The sequence below is a fragment of the Photorhabdus hindustanensis genome (assembly GCF_002968995.1).
GTDB lineage: Bacteria > Pseudomonadota > Gammaproteobacteria > Enterobacterales > Enterobacteriaceae > Photorhabdus > Photorhabdus akhurstii.
The window spans coordinates 17,716-35,884 of the sequence record NZ_PUWT01000008.1 but is presented as its reverse complement, the minus strand read 5'-3'; the positions used below and the strand labels follow the sequence as shown (position 1 = coordinate 35,884).

At 40.1% G+C, this 18,169-nt stretch carries 18 protein-coding genes; 9 read left to right on the top strand and 9 right to left on the bottom strand.

Features of this window, described 5'->3' with window-relative positions; translation table 11 throughout:
* Nucleotides 1-39: 39 nt before the first annotated feature.
* Together uvrC and uvrY are read right to left on the bottom strand one after the other, a co-directional pair.
* Nucleotides 40-1,872: an excinuclease ABC subunit UvrC gene (gene uvrC / locus C6H66_RS03465; RefSeq protein WP_105394822.1), complete on the bottom strand. Its 1,833-nt coding sequence runs from the start codon at nt 1,870-1,872 to the stop codon at nt 40-42.
* Nucleotides 1,856-2,521 carry a UvrY/SirA/GacA family response regulator transcription factor gene (uvrY, locus tag C6H66_RS03460; protein ID WP_036775516.1) on the bottom strand — a complete coding sequence of 222 codons (666 nt, stop codon included), beginning with the start codon at nt 2,519-2,521 and terminating at the stop codon, nt 1,856-1,858. The genes uvrC and uvrY overlap by 17 nt, the downstream gene beginning before the upstream one ends.
* Nucleotides 2,522-2,955: 434 nt before the next feature.
* Between uvrY and C6H66_RS03455 the strand changes: the two genes are divergently transcribed.
* From C6H66_RS03455 to phoH, 9 genes are all read left to right on the top strand, one after another.
* On the top strand, nt 2,956-3,180 hold the full coding sequence (locus C6H66_RS03455) for a DUF2594 family protein (protein ID WP_036775413.1): 225 nt from the start codon (nt 2,956-2,958) through the stop codon (nt 3,178-3,180).
* A gap of 575 nt (nt 3,181-3,755) precedes the next feature.
* Nucleotides 3,756-4,184 (top strand): universal stress protein, encoded by a 429-nt coding sequence (locus C6H66_RS03450; RefSeq protein ID WP_046395184.1) that lies wholly within the window; start codon nt 3,756-3,758, stop codon nt 4,182-4,184.
* A 307-nt stretch (nt 4,185-4,491) separates the two neighbouring features.
* A complete protein-coding gene (locus C6H66_RS03445; RefSeq protein WP_046395185.1) occupies nt 4,492-4,929 on the top strand; it encodes a universal stress protein in 438 nt (145 codons plus the stop codon).
* Between the two features lie 366 nt (nt 4,930-5,295).
* Nucleotides 5,296-5,991 carry an aquaporin Z gene (aqpZ, locus tag C6H66_RS03440; protein ID WP_105394821.1) on the top strand — a complete coding sequence of 232 codons (696 nt, stop codon included), beginning with the start codon at nt 5,296-5,298 and terminating at the stop codon, nt 5,989-5,991.
* A 333-nt stretch (nt 5,992-6,324) separates the two neighbouring features.
* Nucleotides 6,325-7,044, top strand: a complete 720-nt coding sequence (locus tag C6H66_RS03435; RefSeq protein ID WP_046395186.1) for a phage tail protein — start codon at nt 6,325-6,327, stop codon at nt 7,042-7,044.
* A 21-nt stretch (nt 7,045-7,065) separates the two neighbouring features.
* Nucleotides 7,066-7,692 carry a tail fiber assembly protein gene (locus C6H66_RS03430; protein WP_046395187.1) on the top strand — a complete coding sequence of 209 codons (627 nt, stop codon included), beginning with the start codon at nt 7,066-7,068 and terminating at the stop codon, nt 7,690-7,692.
* Between the two features lie 227 nt (nt 7,693-7,919).
* Complete coding sequence (locus C6H66_RS03425) at nt 7,920-9,209, top strand: phage tail fiber protein (protein ID WP_105394820.1); 1,290 nt, start codon at nt 7,920-7,922, stop codon at nt 9,207-9,209.
* 371 nt (nt 9,210-9,580) lie between these two features.
* On the top strand, nt 9,581-10,582 hold the full coding sequence (locus C6H66_RS03420; protein WP_105394819.1) for an endonuclease: 1,002 nt from the start codon (nt 9,581-9,583) through the stop codon (nt 10,580-10,582).
* Nucleotides 10,583-11,115: 533 nt separating this feature from the next.
* Nucleotides 11,116-11,907 carry a phosphate starvation-inducible protein PhoH gene (phoH, locus tag C6H66_RS03415; RefSeq protein WP_046395189.1) on the top strand — a complete coding sequence of 264 codons (792 nt, stop codon included), beginning with the start codon at nt 11,116-11,118 and terminating at the stop codon, nt 11,905-11,907.
* A gap of 374 nt (nt 11,908-12,281) precedes the next feature.
* Here phoH and C6H66_RS03410 read toward each other — a convergent pair whose 3' ends face one another.
* From C6H66_RS03410 to C6H66_RS03380, 7 genes are all read right to left on the bottom strand, one after another.
* Nucleotides 12,282-12,623 carry an addiction module antidote protein gene (locus C6H66_RS03410; RefSeq protein WP_088776107.1) on the bottom strand — a complete coding sequence of 114 codons (342 nt, stop codon included), beginning with the start codon at nt 12,621-12,623 and terminating at the stop codon, nt 12,282-12,284.
* Between the two features lie 7 nt (nt 12,624-12,630).
* On the bottom strand, nt 12,631-12,972 hold the full coding sequence (locus C6H66_RS03405; protein WP_036814197.1) for a type II toxin-antitoxin system RelE/ParE family toxin: 342 nt from the start codon (nt 12,970-12,972) through the stop codon (nt 12,631-12,633).
* Nucleotides 12,973-13,363: 391 nt separating this feature from the next.
* On the bottom strand, nt 13,364-14,197 hold the full coding sequence (locus tag C6H66_RS03400) for a siderophore-interacting protein (protein WP_040152623.1): 834 nt from the start codon (nt 14,195-14,197) through the stop codon (nt 13,364-13,366).
* Between the two features lie 138 nt (nt 14,198-14,335).
* The gene (locus tag C6H66_RS03395; protein ID WP_236548197.1) at nt 14,336-15,424 is read right to left on the bottom strand and encodes a histidine kinase; all 1,089 of its coding nucleotides are present in this window, start codon (nt 15,422-15,424) and stop codon (nt 14,336-14,338) included.
* Between the two features lie 208 nt (nt 15,425-15,632).
* Entirely contained in the window at nt 15,633-15,791 is a 159-nt protein-coding gene (locus C6H66_RS03390; RefSeq protein ID WP_071647063.1) for a DUF2474 domain-containing protein, read from the bottom strand.
* Entirely contained in the window at nt 15,772-16,779 is a 1,008-nt protein-coding gene (gene cydB, locus C6H66_RS03385) for a cytochrome d ubiquinol oxidase subunit II (RefSeq protein ID WP_046395192.1), read from the bottom strand. The genes C6H66_RS03390 and cydB overlap by 20 nt, the downstream gene beginning before the upstream one ends.
* Nucleotides 16,769-18,106, bottom strand: coding sequence for a cytochrome ubiquinol oxidase subunit I (locus tag C6H66_RS03380; RefSeq protein WP_046395193.1), 1,338 nt, complete (start codon nt 18,104-18,106; stop codon nt 16,769-16,771). The genes cydB and C6H66_RS03380 overlap by 11 nt, the downstream gene beginning before the upstream one ends.
* Between the last annotated feature and the right edge of the window lie 63 nt (nt 18,107-18,169).

The following is an 18,169-nucleotide window of genomic DNA, read 5'->3' as shown; positions in this document are numbered from 1 at the left end:
GGCTATAGTGGAATTTATAAGTATGGTGCATCAATGTACTTAGTGTTTCAATGCATTATAAATTTTTTCTGCTAATGCATAAGAAATAGTCGGTACTTTTGCGATCTCTTCGACACTTGCGTTGCGTAAAGGCTGCAAACCTCCCATATATTTCAGTAACATTTGTCGGCGTTTGGGGCCGACTCCTTCAATAGATTCCAGTGTACTGGTGTTTCTAACTTTAGCTCTGCGCTGGCGGTGCCCGGTTATTGCATGATTATGTGATTCGTCACGAATATGCTGAATTACATGCAGAGTGGGAGAGTCCGGCGGTAATGCGATACCTTTATCCTCCGTCGTGAAAAATAGTGTTTCAAGCCCAGCTTTGCGATCACTGCCTTTGGCAACGCCTATCAATTGAGGGCGCGTTTTATCCCATCCAACATCAAGAGATTGAAAGACATCTATTGCCTGAGCTAATTGCCCTTTACCTCCATCGATGAAAATAATGTCGGGAATTTTTGACTCATCTAATGCTTTTCCATATCGACGGCGTAATACTTGATTCATGGCAGCGTAATCATCACCGGGAGTAATACCACTGATATTATAGCGCCGATATTCGGAACGTAGTGGGCCATTGCTATCAAAAACGACACAGGATGCAACAGTTTGTTCCCCCATAGTGTGACTAATATCAAAACATTCCATTCTCTGAATTTTTGCCAGCTTAACCAATTTGGCGAGAGAGTCTAATCTTTGATGAATGGTTGATTGTTGCGATAAGCGGGTAGTTAGGGCGGTGGTTGCATTTGTGCGAGCAAGTTTCAGATAACGGGCTTTGTCTCCACGAGGGCGGGTTTGAATATGAATTTTCCGCCCGGATATTTCAGATAAAGAATCAGACAAAATATCTTTTTCCGGCAGAGTGAAATCCAGCAAAATTTCTGAGGGCAAAGTCCGATTCTGGCTGCCCTGTAAATAAAATTGGCCAAGGAATGTTTGTACAATCTCATCAAGCTTTGTCCCTATCGGGATTTTAGGGTAATAACTCCGGCTGCCCAGTACTTTGCCTTGACGTATAAACAGTACGTGTAGACAAGCCATACCCGCTTCAAAGGCAACACTGATAACATCCAGGTCATCGTCTGTTCCTGAAACAAATTGTCTTTCAGTGACCTGACGAACGGCCTGGATTTGATCACGATATCTTGCAGCATCTTCAAATTTCAGTTGCTGGCTGGCTTGTTCCATTCGGTTAATTAATCTGGTTAAAACTTGCTGATCTTTGCCTAAAAGGAACAGACGAATATAATCAACTTGTTGCTGATACTCTTCTTCACTTACCAGCCCGTTAACGCAAGGCCCAAGGCAGCGGCCAATTTGATATTGCAGGCATGGCCGCGAGCGATTGCGGTAGACACTATCCTCACATTGTCGGATAGGAAAAAGTTTTTGCAGTAAGATTAATGATTCTCGTACTGCATGAGTATTTGGAAACGGGCCGAAATATTCACCTTTAGAATGTTTAGCTCCCCGATGCATTGCCAGCCGTGGGTGTTTATCCGCGCTGAGAAAAATGTAAGGGTAGGATTTGTCATCTCGTAGTAAAACGTTATATCGGGGCTGATAGAGCTTAATGTAATTATGCTCCAATAGCAGTGCTTCTGTTTCGGTATGCGTGACAGTAACATCTATTTGAACAATATTTTTAACCAGAGATTCGGTTTTACGACTGGCGACCTGCGCACGAAAGTAACTGGCAAGCCGTTTTTTTAAATCTTTGGCTTTACCAACATAAATAACCGTACCTGAGGCGTCATACATACGATAAACACCAGGCTGACTGGTTACTGTTTGTAAAAATGTTTTTGAATCAAATTGTTCCGTCACTATTTAATAGACTCTCTGTGTCAAATAGCCCATAACGTATTGCCATATGTGTTAATTCTACATCGCCGCTGATATTGAGTTTACTAAACATTCGGTAGCGATAGCTATTGACGGTTTTTGGGCTAAGATTAAGTTGTTCGGAGATATCACTCACTTTTTGTCCTTTCGTGATCATCAGCATAATCTGTAATTCACGATCAGACAGACAACTTAATGGATTGTCTTTCTGTGGACTAATTTGGCTAAGGGCCATCTGTTGAGCAATATCGGGAGCGATATAACGCTGGCCGGCATTAACTGCGCGGATTGCATTAATCATGTCCTGAGGGGTAGAAGCTTTACTGAGATATCCTCTGGCGCCGGCCTGCATCACTTTCATTGGCAAAGGATTTTCAGTATAGATAGTCAACATGATGACTCGGACATCGGGACAATAACGCAGGATTCTTTTTGTTGCCTCCAGGCCGCCCATGCCTGGCATGTTCATATCCATTAACACGATATCTACTTTATTAGCCCGGCACCACTTTATCGCTTCTTCACCACAGTTAGCTTCTCCTGTTACTGTTATCCCTTTTACGTCATCAAGAATACGTTTTACACCAACCCTGATCAGCTCGTGATCATCGACTAACAAAACATTTATCAAAAAAGTATCTCCAACTGGCTCTATGCTCATACATGAGCTTCATTGACATTGCTTGTGTATTGAATTTGTTTCAAAAGAGTTAACTTCAATTGTCTATTTTTTGACTTTTAGTAAAGATTATATAAAACAATAGAATAGATAAATTATCCTAAAAGTTCATCAGGAATGTGAATATTATACTTATCTCTTCCAAAGACAAAAGAGAATTATTTTATACGATGACAAGTACTGTTTATTTGTAATGGGAATATTCTGCCTATTCTGATTATGATGAAATTAATAACTAAATAAATATTTATAAAATAAATGGTTTTAACAATAATTTAACGCTTTTTGGCGTAGATCTATTTGGAAAATGTATAAAAATAGGGGATGAATTATGTGGTATAATTATTATTTTCATAACGTAATTAATACGTAAACGGGTAACGACTATGAATAAAATCGTTTTAATTCCTTCATCCGATACTGAAACTCTGGCAACAGAGGTGACATGTTTGAAAGTTCTGTTGGCTTCCATTCTTAAAACTATGGGGCAAGCTCATGCAGGGAAAGTTGTACTGAATTTGGAGCGTGTTATTGCAGAAATGGGAGATGAAAAACAGGCTAAGATATTTGAAAATACGGTTCATCAAATAAAAGCGTTATATCGGCAGTGAGGTAGGTTTCAGGGGTTAATGTTATTGCCCCTGTACATCCCACTTTTGCTACAGGTTGAAATGAACAGTATTTATTTTCATAATGTTTTTTTGTAAAATATATTATTATGCGCATTAAATTAGTATAACTATATGAAACTAAAGATGTAATATAAACAAATTAAAAATAATATTAATTGTCCAGTTATAGATAAAGGTGCGCTAAGGAGAATGATTTGTGAAAAATCTTTAAATTATAATTGTTATTTTATCGTTATATACAGAATGATATATTGAAAAAAGGTATCAATTAACTTTTTCTTTTGCAGATAAGTAATGTAATCATCATTGATGACAAACAATAATAGATTCATTGTTATGATAATGATTAGTTTTTACTTTTATAAATGTTAATTCTATGTGAATGGTATGGGTGATGTCTTTATATCGATATGAAATATAAGTGATTTTCTTGATTTTTATCATTGCATCTATATGGTTGAATAACTCATAGTAATTAACAGGATATGGAGTATACTAAATGTAGTAGTCTGGTTTGGTATGTAAATGTGGTATGTAAATATAGGAGCGTGCGTATGTACAAAACTATTTTAGTACCGGTAGATATTTCAGAAGATGAACTAACGAGTAAAGCTGTTAAGCATGCACTGTCTTTGGCGAAAAAAACAGGTGCGAGGCTCCATATTCTTCATGTACTGCCAATTTCATCAGCAATTGTTAATGCATATTCGTTGGGATATGATGAAATTAAGGATAAAGCGACAATTAAAGCCGAAGATGATTTGAAAACGCTGCTTGATACCATCGATTTTCCTGATGGCAGGTTATCCTATTCCATTGCATTTGGGTCGCCAAGAGATGAAATAACAGCAACAGCGACAGAAATTAATGCTGATCTTATTGTTATTGGCTCTAGAAGGCCCAATATTACAACGCACTTGCTAGGATCTAATGCATCTGGTGTTGTTAAATATTCGACAACATCTGTTTTGGTTATCAGATAAGGTAATTAAACGTAATGGGAGAGATTGGCTAGCCATCTTCGGATGGCTTGCTAGATAACTTATCCGGTAAATATTTTATTGCGATATATGGGGTATTTTTGGAAAGTGTGTTCTTTATTACCTTGGGGCTTGTTGTAACGCCTTTCATTCATCGAATATTGCATAAGTGGCATCTTGACTCTGAGTGATTGAAAATAGAGCTATACCGTAATTTATTTGATTTAGTTAAACAACTCACAACAAATAATGGAATATTTTATATACTCATTAAAGTAGTTAGGTTTGGTATATAAATATAGGAGTGCGTATGTACAAAACGATTTTAGTACCGGTAGATATTTCAGAAGATGAATTGACCGATAAAGCGATTTCACATGCAGAGTATTTAGCGAAGTTATCTGATGCTAATATACATCTTTTCCATGCCGTTCCTGATATATCAAGATTTTCAATTAGTTATAGTTACCAATATGACTTGCTCAACTCTTTTGCCAAGAAATCTATTGCAAGATCAGAAGAGGAATTGTCAAAAGTGGCTGAGAAAATAGATTTGCCAAAAGAGCGAGTCTCTTTCTCCGTAGCCTTTGGATCACCGAGGGATAAAGTATTATCGACAGCAGATGAGATTAAAGCAGATTTAATTGTTATTGGTTCCCGGCGACCTAATATTTCCACCCATTTATTAGGTTCAAACGCTTCAGGGATTGTCGGATATGCAAATATTTCAGTTTTGGTAGTCAGGTGAATGACTTGTTCAGCAGTGAAAAAAACAGTTTTCACATAGTACTCGTTACTTAATAGGTATTATGTTATTCAATACTGACGTGATAATCCGGTGCAGGTATTTTGCATCGGATTTTTCTATTGTTAAAACAGAATATTGAACTTATTTTGGCGATAATTGATTTTAAGTTATCCATTTTTCACCGAAAAGTTGATCTGTACAGGATAGATGTTGCTTTAAATCACGGTTTAAAGTGAATATCAGGCAAAGATACCACAAGAATCAGTGACTTATACGGTTATAGTAAAAATAAGCATGATTTTAATTTATTGGCTATAGTTAATTTCAGCAAGGTGACTCGTTTTGATAACTGGATGAGGACAAAACATGTTAAGAAAATTAGCAGCTGAATTGCTTGGAACTTTTGTTCTGGTTTTTGGGGGATGTGGTAGTGTTGTATTCTCTGCGGCATTTCCTGAATTAGGGATTGGTTTTGTCGGTGTATCTTTGGCATTTGGTTTAACAGTATTAACGATGATATATGCTGTTGGGCATATTTCTGGCGGGCATTTTAACCCCGCTGTAACAATTGGTCTTTGGGCTGGTGGTCGTTTCAAGGCAGTAGAAATTATTCCTTACATTATTTCTCAAGTTATCGGTGGTATTCTTGCCGCGGCAGTACTGTATGTTATTGCCAGTGGGCAGGCGGGTTTTGATGCGACCACGAGTGGCTTTGCATCAAATGGTTTTGGCGAGCATTCACCGGGTGGATTTTCACTACAATCTGCTATTGTGGCCGAAATTGTTTTAACGGCTATTTTCTTAATTGTCATTATTGGTGTGACAGATAGACGAGCACCTCCGGGTTTTGCACCATTAGCAATCGGCTTGGCGCTGGTTTTAATTAATTTGATTAGCATTCCTATTACCAACACATCAGTCAATCCAGCACGAAGCACAGCTGTTGCTATATTCCAGAATACCTGGGCTTTAGAGCAGTTATGGTTCTTCTGGGTGATGCCGATTATTGGTGGAATTATTGGTGGAGGAATCTACAGGTTACTGTTTGCTGAAAAACAATAATTTTTACTGGTGAGTTACCTTGCTTAAGGCCACGCTGTAGTGTGGTCTTTTTTGTCATTGTTATTTTTTCATCTGTTTTAATAAAGGCAGGAAACATTATCATGAAGATTTGCAGTTATCAATGGTAAATAATTCGGATGTATTTTATTGCAATGTGTTGGATGATTTATTATTGCCAATTATACAAAAATAATTAACCCTATAAGTTATAAAATAAATTTCATTATTCTTTTCCTGAACTAGACTATAATTAGCACCAATTGAGAGAGGTTATCTGTACGATTATTTAATATATTGATTACTGAATGATATTATTGAATTTAAGAGGAGTATATGAGCCAGAAAAATGATTTTAAAGCCTTTTCTGTTAGTGATAATGCTAATGTGGTCAGCCAAGAAAAATATGAAGAAAGTCAGAATTTAAAGACGGGATTTCCTCCCGAGAATGTTTCTACTCATGTATTGAATAAGGTATTACGCCAATCCTCAACAATAGCATCTGTCGTGGCTAATTTTATTGCGACACAATCTGGTGAGGATGTTTTGGATGATGGTGATATAGCTAAACTTACTGTGCGATTCAATAGGGCTTTAGATAAAGCTTTAGAGCAAAAAGTTTCAAGTATTTCCAGCACCCCCGTTGGTTCGCCTATTCCCTGGCCGTTGCCTCATCCACCTTCCGGTTATTTCACTTGTAATGGCTCCGCTTTTAGTAGGTCACAGTATCCGAAGTTAGCAGAAGCTTATCCTGATGGTAGATTACCTGATTTAAGAGGCGAGTTTATTCGTGGCTGGGATGATGGGCGTGGTGTTGATAGTGGCCGTGTTATTTTAAGTGCGCAGACTGACAACACAAAAAGAATACAACTAACGAAAGGTCTTCCTGATGATAGATTTCTTTCTAGTTATCAAGGCCCTTTCGATAAATACCAGTTCCCGTTGGGGCGTGATGTACTTGATAGCGCTACGGCTACATCTATTGCTAACAATACAAGCGGCTATGAAACCCGCCCCCGCAATATCGCATTTAACTATATCGTAAAAGCAGAATAATATTGTAAAGGCAGAATAATAATGACACAAGAAAATATCTTAGATACTGAAACCGCTGTATTAGGTGAAGACGGATTAGCAATTCAAGCCGGCTGGATAAAAGTTTATCATGTTAATCCCTATTCGAGAGAATTCTCTGGCTCTGATTTCGAATATGTTGCGGAAGGTGTAGGTGTGTCAGCGCACTCTTATTTAGACGCACCAGACCTGCCCGATTCTGATGATATGGCTGTGCGTCGCAGTGAGGACGGAAGTTATTGGGAAATTGTTCCTGACCACCGTGGAAAAATAGCTTACAACACGCAAGCGGGTGCACAGGAAGAAGTGACGGCACTGGGTGAATTACCAGAGATATTAACATTCGAGCAACCGTCCACCAATTTTGATCAATGGGATGGTGAAAAATGGGTAACGGACTTTGAAGCTCAAAAAGTCAGTCAAATTGAACAGGCAGAACAACAACGTGCTATTTTCCGTCGGCAAGCCGATGAAGCCATCACTGTATTGCAATATGCGGTTGAAACTGAAATGGCATCGGAAGCGGAAAATGCGCTATTGTTAGATTGGAAAAAGTATTTGGTGTTACTGCGTCGGGTTGATGCTTCATCGGCGCCAGATATTGATTGGCCTGAACAGCCGCAGGAATAATATCATTAAAGTTTTATAATCCTCAGATATTAGCAAAGCACTGGTTTTTAATCAGTGCTTTGATTCGTATAAAAGTCCATATAAAAATGAACTCTGATTCATAAAGTTGATTTAATTATCGATTTTAAATTTATTTGCGATAAAAGAGGAGGGAGGTTAATAAGGATATTTTAAGATGTTGAATATTTTTGACTATAAATAAACATTATTTAATTTGGGGAAGGTATATGAGTCAAAAAAATGATTTTAAAGCGTTTTCTATTAGTAATAATGCTAATGTGGTGAGTCAAGAAAGATATGAAGAGAGCAAGGATTTACTAAGTGGGTTTCCACCAAATGATGTTCCCACTCATGTGTTAAATAAAGTATTACGCCAGGCGTCAACAATAACATCGGTTGTAGCTGATTTTATTGCGACACAATCTGGTAATGCTGTCTTGGATGATGGTGATATAGCTAAACTCACTGCGCAATTAAATCGAGCATTAGAACAAAAAATCACAGCAGGAATTCCCAATGCCTCATTAACACAAAAGGGTATTGTTCAACTGACCAATGAGATGGGTAATAATGACACACTGGCTGTGACGCAAAAGCTGGTTCAGGAAATAGTCAATTCATTGCGTGAGAATATTAATGCCAAGGTACCTAATAGCCGGAAAATAAACGGTAAGGCGTTGACTGGAGATATCAATTTGACTACGGGGGATGTGGGCGCAGTATCAATTAATGATGCAATGCATTCAATGGGTTTTGCTCGTTTGTATGGATCGGAAAATCTATACGATGGTTGTGCCGGGTATGGACCCAACTCGCCATTCCTTATTAAATATGGATTGCCATCTGATTGGTATGGTGTTCAGTTAAGATTTAGTAATGTAAATGGTTTATCAAGTGAAGGCGTAGATGGTGTATGGAGCCACAGGCTGGTTTTCATGCATGAAGGCAGTACATATCGTACAGATAGCATAAATAGCGATAGCAAAAGACAAGTCACACGTAAGTTTTGGGACGATAAGAACGCTACACCAGATACCAACGGATATCTCAAGACTGCCTCCCCGGTAATAGAAATCTCCTCTGATGGCACATTCTCGACTAATGATGAATCCGAAGGTGCAGAAGTAATAAAAGAGGGAACCGGCATATATCGTGTATTAAATATCCTGGGCTATAACGCTGATGGTGGTTGGGGTGTGCATGGCGGTATTTCCGTTCCCTGCGACAACAATAATCTCGAACTGATTTTTGTTGATGACCACGTTCAGCCTGATGGTTCTATTATCATTGAAACTTTCCATCGCCAACACGCGCATTTACCGGAGAGATTTCAAAATTGGCGACTCAAATCTATTGATGGCAATGGCAACCAGATCTTCTATCAAGATGGGGAACCCTGTGATATTCCTGATTCTTGCCGCTTAGATATTCGGGTCCAAATGCCAGAAGATTCACTCTGGAACTTGAATCGCAAGAAATTACAGGAAGAAATGGAGAGTACTAGCGCTTCTAAGTAATAAATGCTTCTGGTAGTAAATTGCAGTAAGACGGGGCCGTGTATCGGCCCTGTACCTTATTTGGACTTCAATATCGGAAGCTGATATTGAGCACCATTCTCTATTTTTTCATGCCAGTGGTGAGTGATATAACTACTCGTTTTTAAAGCATATAGTTTATATATCGAACTCATCATACCCGATTAATCATTCCACAATAATGGGATAACTGCCATTTTGTGATATCTCAACCTGTTCATTGAATAGCCTTTCTTTTTAAAATAAACGCTAAGAAGAAATGCAAAGAAACAATGTTTGTCTTATAGGTCGATTATGAGGCAATATAAAAGAGTAAAATCAGAATGATATTTTTGCATAAGTAGGGTTTATCATTGAAACGTAAAGTTATTTTTTGGGCAATTCATATTGGGTGTTTCAGCTTAATTGCTCCTTTATCATCTTCTTTTGCCGCTCCGGCGACCTTTGAACAAGCTAAAGTTGAATTGCGTAAACGCATTTACCATGATCAATTTAAGTCAGGGGAAGGGACATTTTATTGTGGTTGCAATTGGCAATGGACGGGTAAGAGCGGTGGACGCGCAATTCTTTCTTCGTGTGGCTATCAAGTCAGATCGCAACAGAATCGAGCTGAACGAATTGAATGGGAACATATTGTTCCTGCCTGGGTTTTTGGGCATCAGCGGCAATGTTGGCAAAATGGGGGGAGGAAGAATTGTGTCTCTTCCGATCCTGTTTTCAGGGCAATGGAATCCGATATGCATAATTTGGCCCCATCAATTGGCGAGGTTAATGGCGATCGTAGTAATTTTGGTTATGGAATGTTACCGAAAAATATGCCAAATGATTATGGTCGTTGTACCAGTAAAGTCGATTTTAAATCTCGTACATTCGAGCCTAGAAATGAAGTAAAAGGGCAGGTTGCGCGGATCAATTTTTATATGCACGATCGTTACAATCTTTCCATGTCCCGTCAACAACAGCAATTATTTATCGCTTGGGATCGTCAATATCCACCGAGTAAATGGGAACGGGAGAGAGATAATCGAATTGCCGGTGTTATGGGGCATCATAACCCTTTTGTTACCGGTGAACAGAAATGGCAATTGTGGCATAAAAACTCCGCCGCGGGCATTCCAAAAAACGAGCAGAGAACAGGGCAAAGCAATAATCAAACAGATATCCAGAGACAGCGGGTGTTGCCTGATGCGTCCTCTACGGGATTAATTAAAGGAAATAACAATAGCAAAATCTATCATTTTTCTCATTGTTCAGGTTATAAGGTGATTCAGGAGAAGAATGCTGTCTATTTTAAAACAGAAACGGAAGCAAAAAATGCGGGTTTTCGATTGGCTGGAAACTGTAAGGGTACTTAACAAAACAGATAATTAACTATTTACTCTGTTGTCATCAGTAATAATATTGTTGCCATCTGGTGGGGAAGAGCGCTTTTAGATAGTGACTTCTTTGTCGGATGGTAACGGAATGTATCAATTATGGTGTTAAGTCATTAGCTTATATTAATAAATACTTATCACTGAAAATATTAAATCATATTATTCAATGAATTAAATTTATCGCAAAAATAAATAAGCGATACTGTCGATGATTTTTAATCAAGAGTTCCTGGCTTGTTTGCCATAACTTAGGAATTGTCATTATACTGTCATAATGATTCGTTAGTTTTCACTAAATAGAAATAATGGTGAGTAACGTTAATGATTGATATTCCGATGATATGCGAACCTATGGGAGTATCAAAGTCATTAATATATGTGACGGTTCTACCACCGTTTTTCTATGGGGCTAAATAAGCGGACAGGAGGCGCCTATCTGTTTGAAATAAAGTAGTTATTATATCGGTGATATAACACCGGATGGGTGAAAACAACGATAAGGTGATACTGCTATGAGTAGACAGAAAGCAGTGATTAAATCACGTCGAGAGGCAAAGCGGATGATGAAAAGGGATTTGCGTCATCATCAATGTTATCAGGATGATAATGTAACCTCTCTGGTACAACTCGGTGGCGTAGAAGCCATTGGTATGGCACGTGATAACCGGGATACTTCGGAAATTTTGCCACGGACTGAAACGCAATGGCGTTATATGCGTGCAATAAACTATAAAAAATTGATTATTGCCAGTGGGGAGGCGGGCTGCGGTAAGACGTTTATCAGTGCCGCAATGGCTGCGGATGCGTTGATTAATAAGGAAATTGATAGGATCATCGTCACCCGACCTGTATTACAGGCAGATGAAGATCTCGGTTTTTTGCCCGGAGATATGGCTGAAAAATTTGCACCCTATTTCCGCCCAGTTTATGACGTTTTATTAAAACGCATGGGAGCATCATTTCTGCAATATTGCTTACGGCCTGAAATTGGCAAAGTGGAAATTGCGCCTTTTGCCTATATGCGGGGTAGAACATTTGAAAACGCATTTGTGATTCTGGATGAAGCCCAGAATGTCACTGTTAATCAAATGAAAATGTTTCTGACCCGGCTTGGGGAAAATGTTACTGTGATTGTAAATGGTGATATAAGCCAATGCGATTTGCCGGTTGGAGTCGTATCAGGATTGCGTGATGCACTGAAAAGATTTTCAGATGATGAAATCGTCAGTGTTATCCATTTTAATCAAGAGGATTGCGTTCGTTCTCAATTGTGCCAGAAAACGTTATTGGCTTATTGTGAATAAATTGCGGAAATACGCCGTTGAGGGCTTTTGTAACAGCGACTCACGGCGTGATCCTTGATTGTTCTGCCTATTTTAAATCCTTTACCTTTATTGTTTAATTCTGGATATAGATAAACTGGTGATATGACCTTAGTGGCGCTACTTTATTTTCCAGTAATGTGGTTCGGAGCGCTTGAACAGGGGAGCTAAACGGGCGTGTAATGTATGCAGCTCCTGTGTCCACAGGGTCAACGGTATTTGCATCGAATCTTTCGCTATGTTGGCGTGAAAACTTGGCGTATTATTACACAACATCTACGGCTGTAGTACTAGGCCGATTTGTGGGGCTGAGGAATGAACCCCCCACAAATCGGCGCTAATAAACCAGCACCATATTAGGAATAGTGGACCGGGGTTAATCTAACTCCCGCTGCACGTGTTATTTCAGTAATAGTGCTCAATGTCGGGTTGCCATTAGCGGATAACGCGCGGTAAATATGCTGTCGGGCAAGACCGGATTTTTTGGCTATCTCACCAACGCCGCCACGAGCCTCAATGATCTGGCGTAATGCAATAAGGAACGCACCAACGCCACCCGGCTCGTAAATGTCTTCTAACGCCGTCTGTAAATAGATTTCAGCGTATGCAGGATCGGCGCGCAACTCTTCAATCATTGCAGTATCGTGATCGATTGAAGCTGGGATATTAGAGTCACCTGCTTCGCAGGCTACTTTCATTTTGATTTTATCTGTCATTTTTTATCCTCACATGAAAATCTTTAAGGTAATTAACGGCTTTGTCTATATCCGTTTGTTGTGATCCTTTGTTGCCTCCGATGAGTAAGAGGATTATTTGTCCAGCTTCCATCGAATAATAAACGCGGTAGCCTTGCCCGTAATCAATTCGTAATGCCCAGACACCATCCCTTTCAAATTTGTGATCCCCGAAATTTCCGGCACATGCGCGGGATACTTGAGTGTCAACCTTAGCGGCAGCGCGGGGATCTTTTTTTCTAAGTTTTCTTATCCATTCAGTATAAGGAACTTTCTTGTTACCGTCCTGATAACGTAGTGTTGTATAAGGCATTCAGCTGCCCTCATCACAATGACTTATACTTATTGTCTCTTATAAGTTACATCTCATCAAGCATCCATCATGAATTTTTATATTTTATTCCCCGCAGCAGTTGACCGCGTGGCTTGACTGGAAGCTGAATTGGCGGTACTGCGTGAAATCGTGGGTGAACATGCCCGCCGCGAATAGCAAGAGAAAATTTTCATTTTTTTAATTCACGAAAAAATAAATTTGTAACAAAATGTTACAAACTCAAGAGAAATTGAATTATCGTCAATCGCATTTCTTCGATTTTAAAAACCTCGTTTTAAGTGATGTTGCGGATAATATCCGTATCGTTGATTCCCTCACCTTCTAATTTCAGTAAGTGAGGGGATCAAGCGAATATAAATATACAAGATTCTTAATCGTCGCTATCCATCACTTCATGACGCAGGACATGATAACCTTCCTCATCAAAGCCATGTCTCCAGTAAGGAATGGCATATAGCTGGTGGCGTTCATAGCCTTTTTCTCGGCGAATATAGCGACGAATTTCTTTTACCAGCTTATCTTCACCGGCAAGCCAGAAAGTGACATCTTCTGTTGGTAATGACCAAGATTTGAATTCAGATACGATTTTGTCAGTTATTTCAACATCACCGGTGATCCAGTGAACCGCTATTCCAGCCGGTTTTTTTAATTCCTGAATATCTTGCTCACTTTCGATACGAATAATGATCTGCCCGGTCGCGTCTGGTTTTACTGTTTCTAAGAGCGCGGCAATAGCAGGCAGGGAACTTGGGTCGCCAGCCATATAGTAGTGGCTGACTTTTGGTAGTAATGGATCTGGGCCGCCGGGGTTAGTGATACCGATCCAGTCACCGATTTTAGCGCTATAAGCAAATTCCACTGCCGGGCCGCCATTGTGGTGTAATGCAAACTCAATATCGATCTCTTTTTGTTCGGTGCGGATGGCGCGAACCGAGTAAGTACGGACAATGGGACGCAGTTCACTCGGTGGCCATATTGGGCCTTCTGGGGATAAAGTCGGTAATACCGGTTTGGTCTGCCCCGGAAGCGGTAAGAATATTTTTAGGTGCCCGCCTTCACATTCAGTGGGATAACTATCCAGACACTCGCTGGTGAAAGTAATGCTGCGCATATTAGGTGTTACATCGAAAATATTTTTTACCTGAACAAGCCTCGGTGGTGCAGGACGGTAAATATTTTTTTCTTCAATTGTGCTATTAGTCACGTAAAATTCCTCTGGAAAATTTACCGAAGGTTATTATCTGATAAAGCCAAAGTTAGTGTAACAGCAATTAGAGAAAATGATAATTATTATCATTCAACAAATTGCGTTGCTATCGATAATGGGATTTATCCGCCTTTTTCAATCTAGTGAAAATTGAATTTCTACCTCTGTACCGCCATGTTTTCGATTCTTTATCTGTAATTGTCCACCCAGGATAGAAACTCTATCTTGCATAATAGCCATGCCAAATTTGTTTTTATTAGCGGAGTCCAGATTGATACCCTGACCGTTATCACTAACAACTGTAATAATTTTGTCATCAATAGGGTAAATGCGGACACTGATCCAATTGGCATCGGCGTGCTTATAGCAGTTGTTTAAACATTCCCTAATGATTTGTATCAAATGCTTGCTGTAACTGTCAGGAATGTGCTGATGTGTCAGGCGATAATTGAATTCAATGTTGAAGCCTAGACGGTGGTTAAATTCATTAATCAAGTCCTGTAAAGATTCTTGTAGATTACATTGGGGTTGTTCATTCCTGAAAGTTGCCAGTAATTCTCTTAGCTGGCGATAGGCAATATTCAACTCATCTTTAATCATATTCAGCGAGGTTAAACTTTGCTTGGGTAAATTATCACTGCCGATATATAGGCAATTAACTTGAATCTTAAGAAAAGAGAGGGATTGAGCAATGGAATCGTGGAGTTCACGGGAAATAGAGGCTCTCTCTGCGGCTAACACACTCTGGTGTTGGCATTGGAGCTGATTTTCCCGTAATAGTTTATTTGTCATTAAAGTTACCACATCTTGAACCAGACTTTTTTCATCGGGAGTAAGATCACTATTTCTGTGTGTTTTTATCCAGAGTGTCCCATAGTTATCAATATTGTCATCTAAATTCCATCTCGTAATAAGCGGCATATCGAAATAGGGGCATTGATGAGGATTACGGAAGGAATATTCTTGTTGTGATGGATAAAAGATGATTTTGGCTTCACAGAAAGGGATCAGGCGATTGAGGTGGGAAAAAATCTCCTGAAGCTTTTCAGGTAGCAGTTTACAATTTTGCAGTTTGAAATGGCTTTGACAGAGAAAATCCAAATAGCCATTTTTTTGTTTCAGGGCGTTAATTTCTGCTTTGTATCTTGCATGTTGCCATTCTTTAATAGGAGCAGAATTATGTACCACTTTTATCAGGAAGTAGACATTTGTAATGCTTAACATTATCAATAACGGTAAAATTAAATCTGGGATCGACGGTTTGTTAATCAATAACAGTATAAAAAGTAAAAATAAATTTATAATAGAGTTGATTACAAACAGTTTTTGATTTTTGAAGATGGAGTTATTTGAGCTTGTTTTCATCAGGCTAAGATTCCGTTCTGCAATACTGATGAAAACTTTAGCTCAATTTATTAAATAGTGTTAATAATTACTTCAATTTCATACCGGCTGCTGTCATTAACAGGCGAAATAGTGTGGAAACAGCAAAAAGAGCCATCACACTGCATAACCAGATCATTGCCATCCAACCTATCCGTTTCCATACAGAAGGGCGTGGCGTGTTTTGATTAATGGTAGCCTTGTTCATGATTAACTTTCCCCCGAAAAACGTAGTAGCTCCAATAGGTGTAAACCAGGATCACTGGGATGATAAGTAGAGCGCCGACCAGCATAAAACCTAAACTTTGTTGTGGCGCCGCCGCCGCTTCGTAGCTAATTGCCGGTGGGATCAAGTTAGGCCAGATACTGATGCCTAATCCACTGTAGCCAAGGAAAACTAACAATAGCGCTGATAGAAACGGTGTGTAATGAGTCTGACGTTTGATTGAATGTAGTAGTTTCCAGCCCGCCCAGACCACTAATAGTGGCACAGGGAGGAAGAACAACAGGTTAGGCAGACTGAACCAACGTGCAGCGATGGTCGGATGAATGAATGGTGTCCATAAACTGATAATGGCGATAACTGTCAGCATCAGAAAAATGAGCGGACGGGCGATACGGTACATCTCTTGTTGTAAGTGACCTTCGGTTTTCATAATTAACCAGCCACAGCCTAACAAGGCGTAAGCAACTACCAGCCCAAAACCACAAAATAAGGGGAAGGGTGAGAACCAATCAAAATAGCCGCCGGCGTAAGCTCGGTTTTCCACCGGGAATCCTTGAATAAAGGCGCCCACCACCACGCCTTGAACAAACGTCGCCATCACAGAGCCGCCGATAAAAGCTTTATCCCAGATATGACGATGCTCAGGCGCGCTTTTGAAACGAAATTCAAAGGCGACGCCACGGAAGATCAGGCCAAATAACATTAATGTCAGGGGAATTGTTAATGCATCAAGTATAACGGCATAAGCCAAAGGGAAAGCACCGAATAAACCTGCGCCGCCAAGCACCAGCCAGGTTTCGTTGCCATCCCACACCGGCGCAACGCTGTTCATCATTAAATCACGATCCTTATCGCTTTTAACCGTGGGATAGAGCAACCCAATCCCAAGATCAAAACCATCCATGACAATGTACATCATGATGCTGAACACAATGATGATGAACCAGATTAACGGCAGATCAATACCCATTGTTTAACTCCTTTTTGGGACCTTTACGGATAAGTTTCATCATGTAAGCGTAACCCACACCAAATACCGAGCTGTAAACCGCGATGAAAAGCAACAAACTGATGCTCATATGGATTTCACCGTGTGCGGATACCGCATCTTTGGTGCGTAGCAAACCATAAACGACCCACGGTTGACGGCCGATTTCGGTAGTAAACCAACCGGCAAGAATGGCGATCAGGCCGGAAGGCGCCATCAAGAATATAAAACGCAGGAAGGCTTTTGACTGATAAAGTCGTTTCTTATAGCGCAACCAAAGCCCCCAAAAGCCGGCAACTATCATCAACATACCGAGGCCGACCATCACTCTAAATGACCAGAAAACCATAAGGGCGTTTGGTCTGTCTTCCGGCGGAAACTCCTTAAGAGCAGGAACCTGCTTATCTATACTGTGAGTCAGAATCAGACTGGCGAGATAAGGAATTTCGACGGCATAACGCGTCTCTTCCCGTTCCATATCCGGAATACCAAACAGGATCAGCGGAGTCGCTTCGCCGGGAAGATTTTCCCAGTGGCCTTCCATTGCCGCGACTTTGGCGGGTTGATGCTTGAGTGTGTTAAGACCGTGAGCATCCCCAATCAATGCCTGTAAAGGCGCAATAATCAGGATCATCCACATCGACATGGATAGCATTTTTTTCATTGCTGTCGAGTCATTGCCTTTTAATAAATGCCATGCCGCCGAAGCTGCAACAAAGAATGCTGAGGCGAGGAAAGCCGCAGTAGACATATGAGCCAGGCGATATGGAAAGGAGGGATTAAATATCACGGCCAGCCAATCGACGGGGACGACCTGATTATTGACAATTTCGTGACCTTGCGGGGTTTGCATCCAACTATTGGAGGCCAGTATCCAAAAAGTGGATATCAGAGTACCTAGCGCAACCATAAGGGTGGCGAAGAAATGTAATTTTTCACCTACACGATTCCAGCCAAATAACATCACGCCGAGAAAGCCCGCTTCAAGAAAGAACGCGGTCAGTACTTCGTAAGTCAGTAACGGGCCGGTGATCGAACCAGCAAAATCAGAGAAAAAACTCCAGTTGGTGCCGAATTGGTAAGCCATAACCAGACCAGAAACCACGCCCATTCCGAAGTTAACGGCAAAAATTTTCGACCAAAAATGATATAGCGCTTTGTAATCAGTATTCCGAGTTTTCAGCCATAATCCTTCCAGTACGGCTAAAAAACTGGCCAACCCGATAGTAATCGCCGGAAAGATAATGTGAAACGAGACGGTAAACGCGAATTGAATTCTGGCCAGTTCCAAGGCGCTTAAACCAAACATAGTGACCTCTTATTTTTAGTTTGAATAAAGGCAGGAAATGTATACGGGTAAGTAAAGCATGAA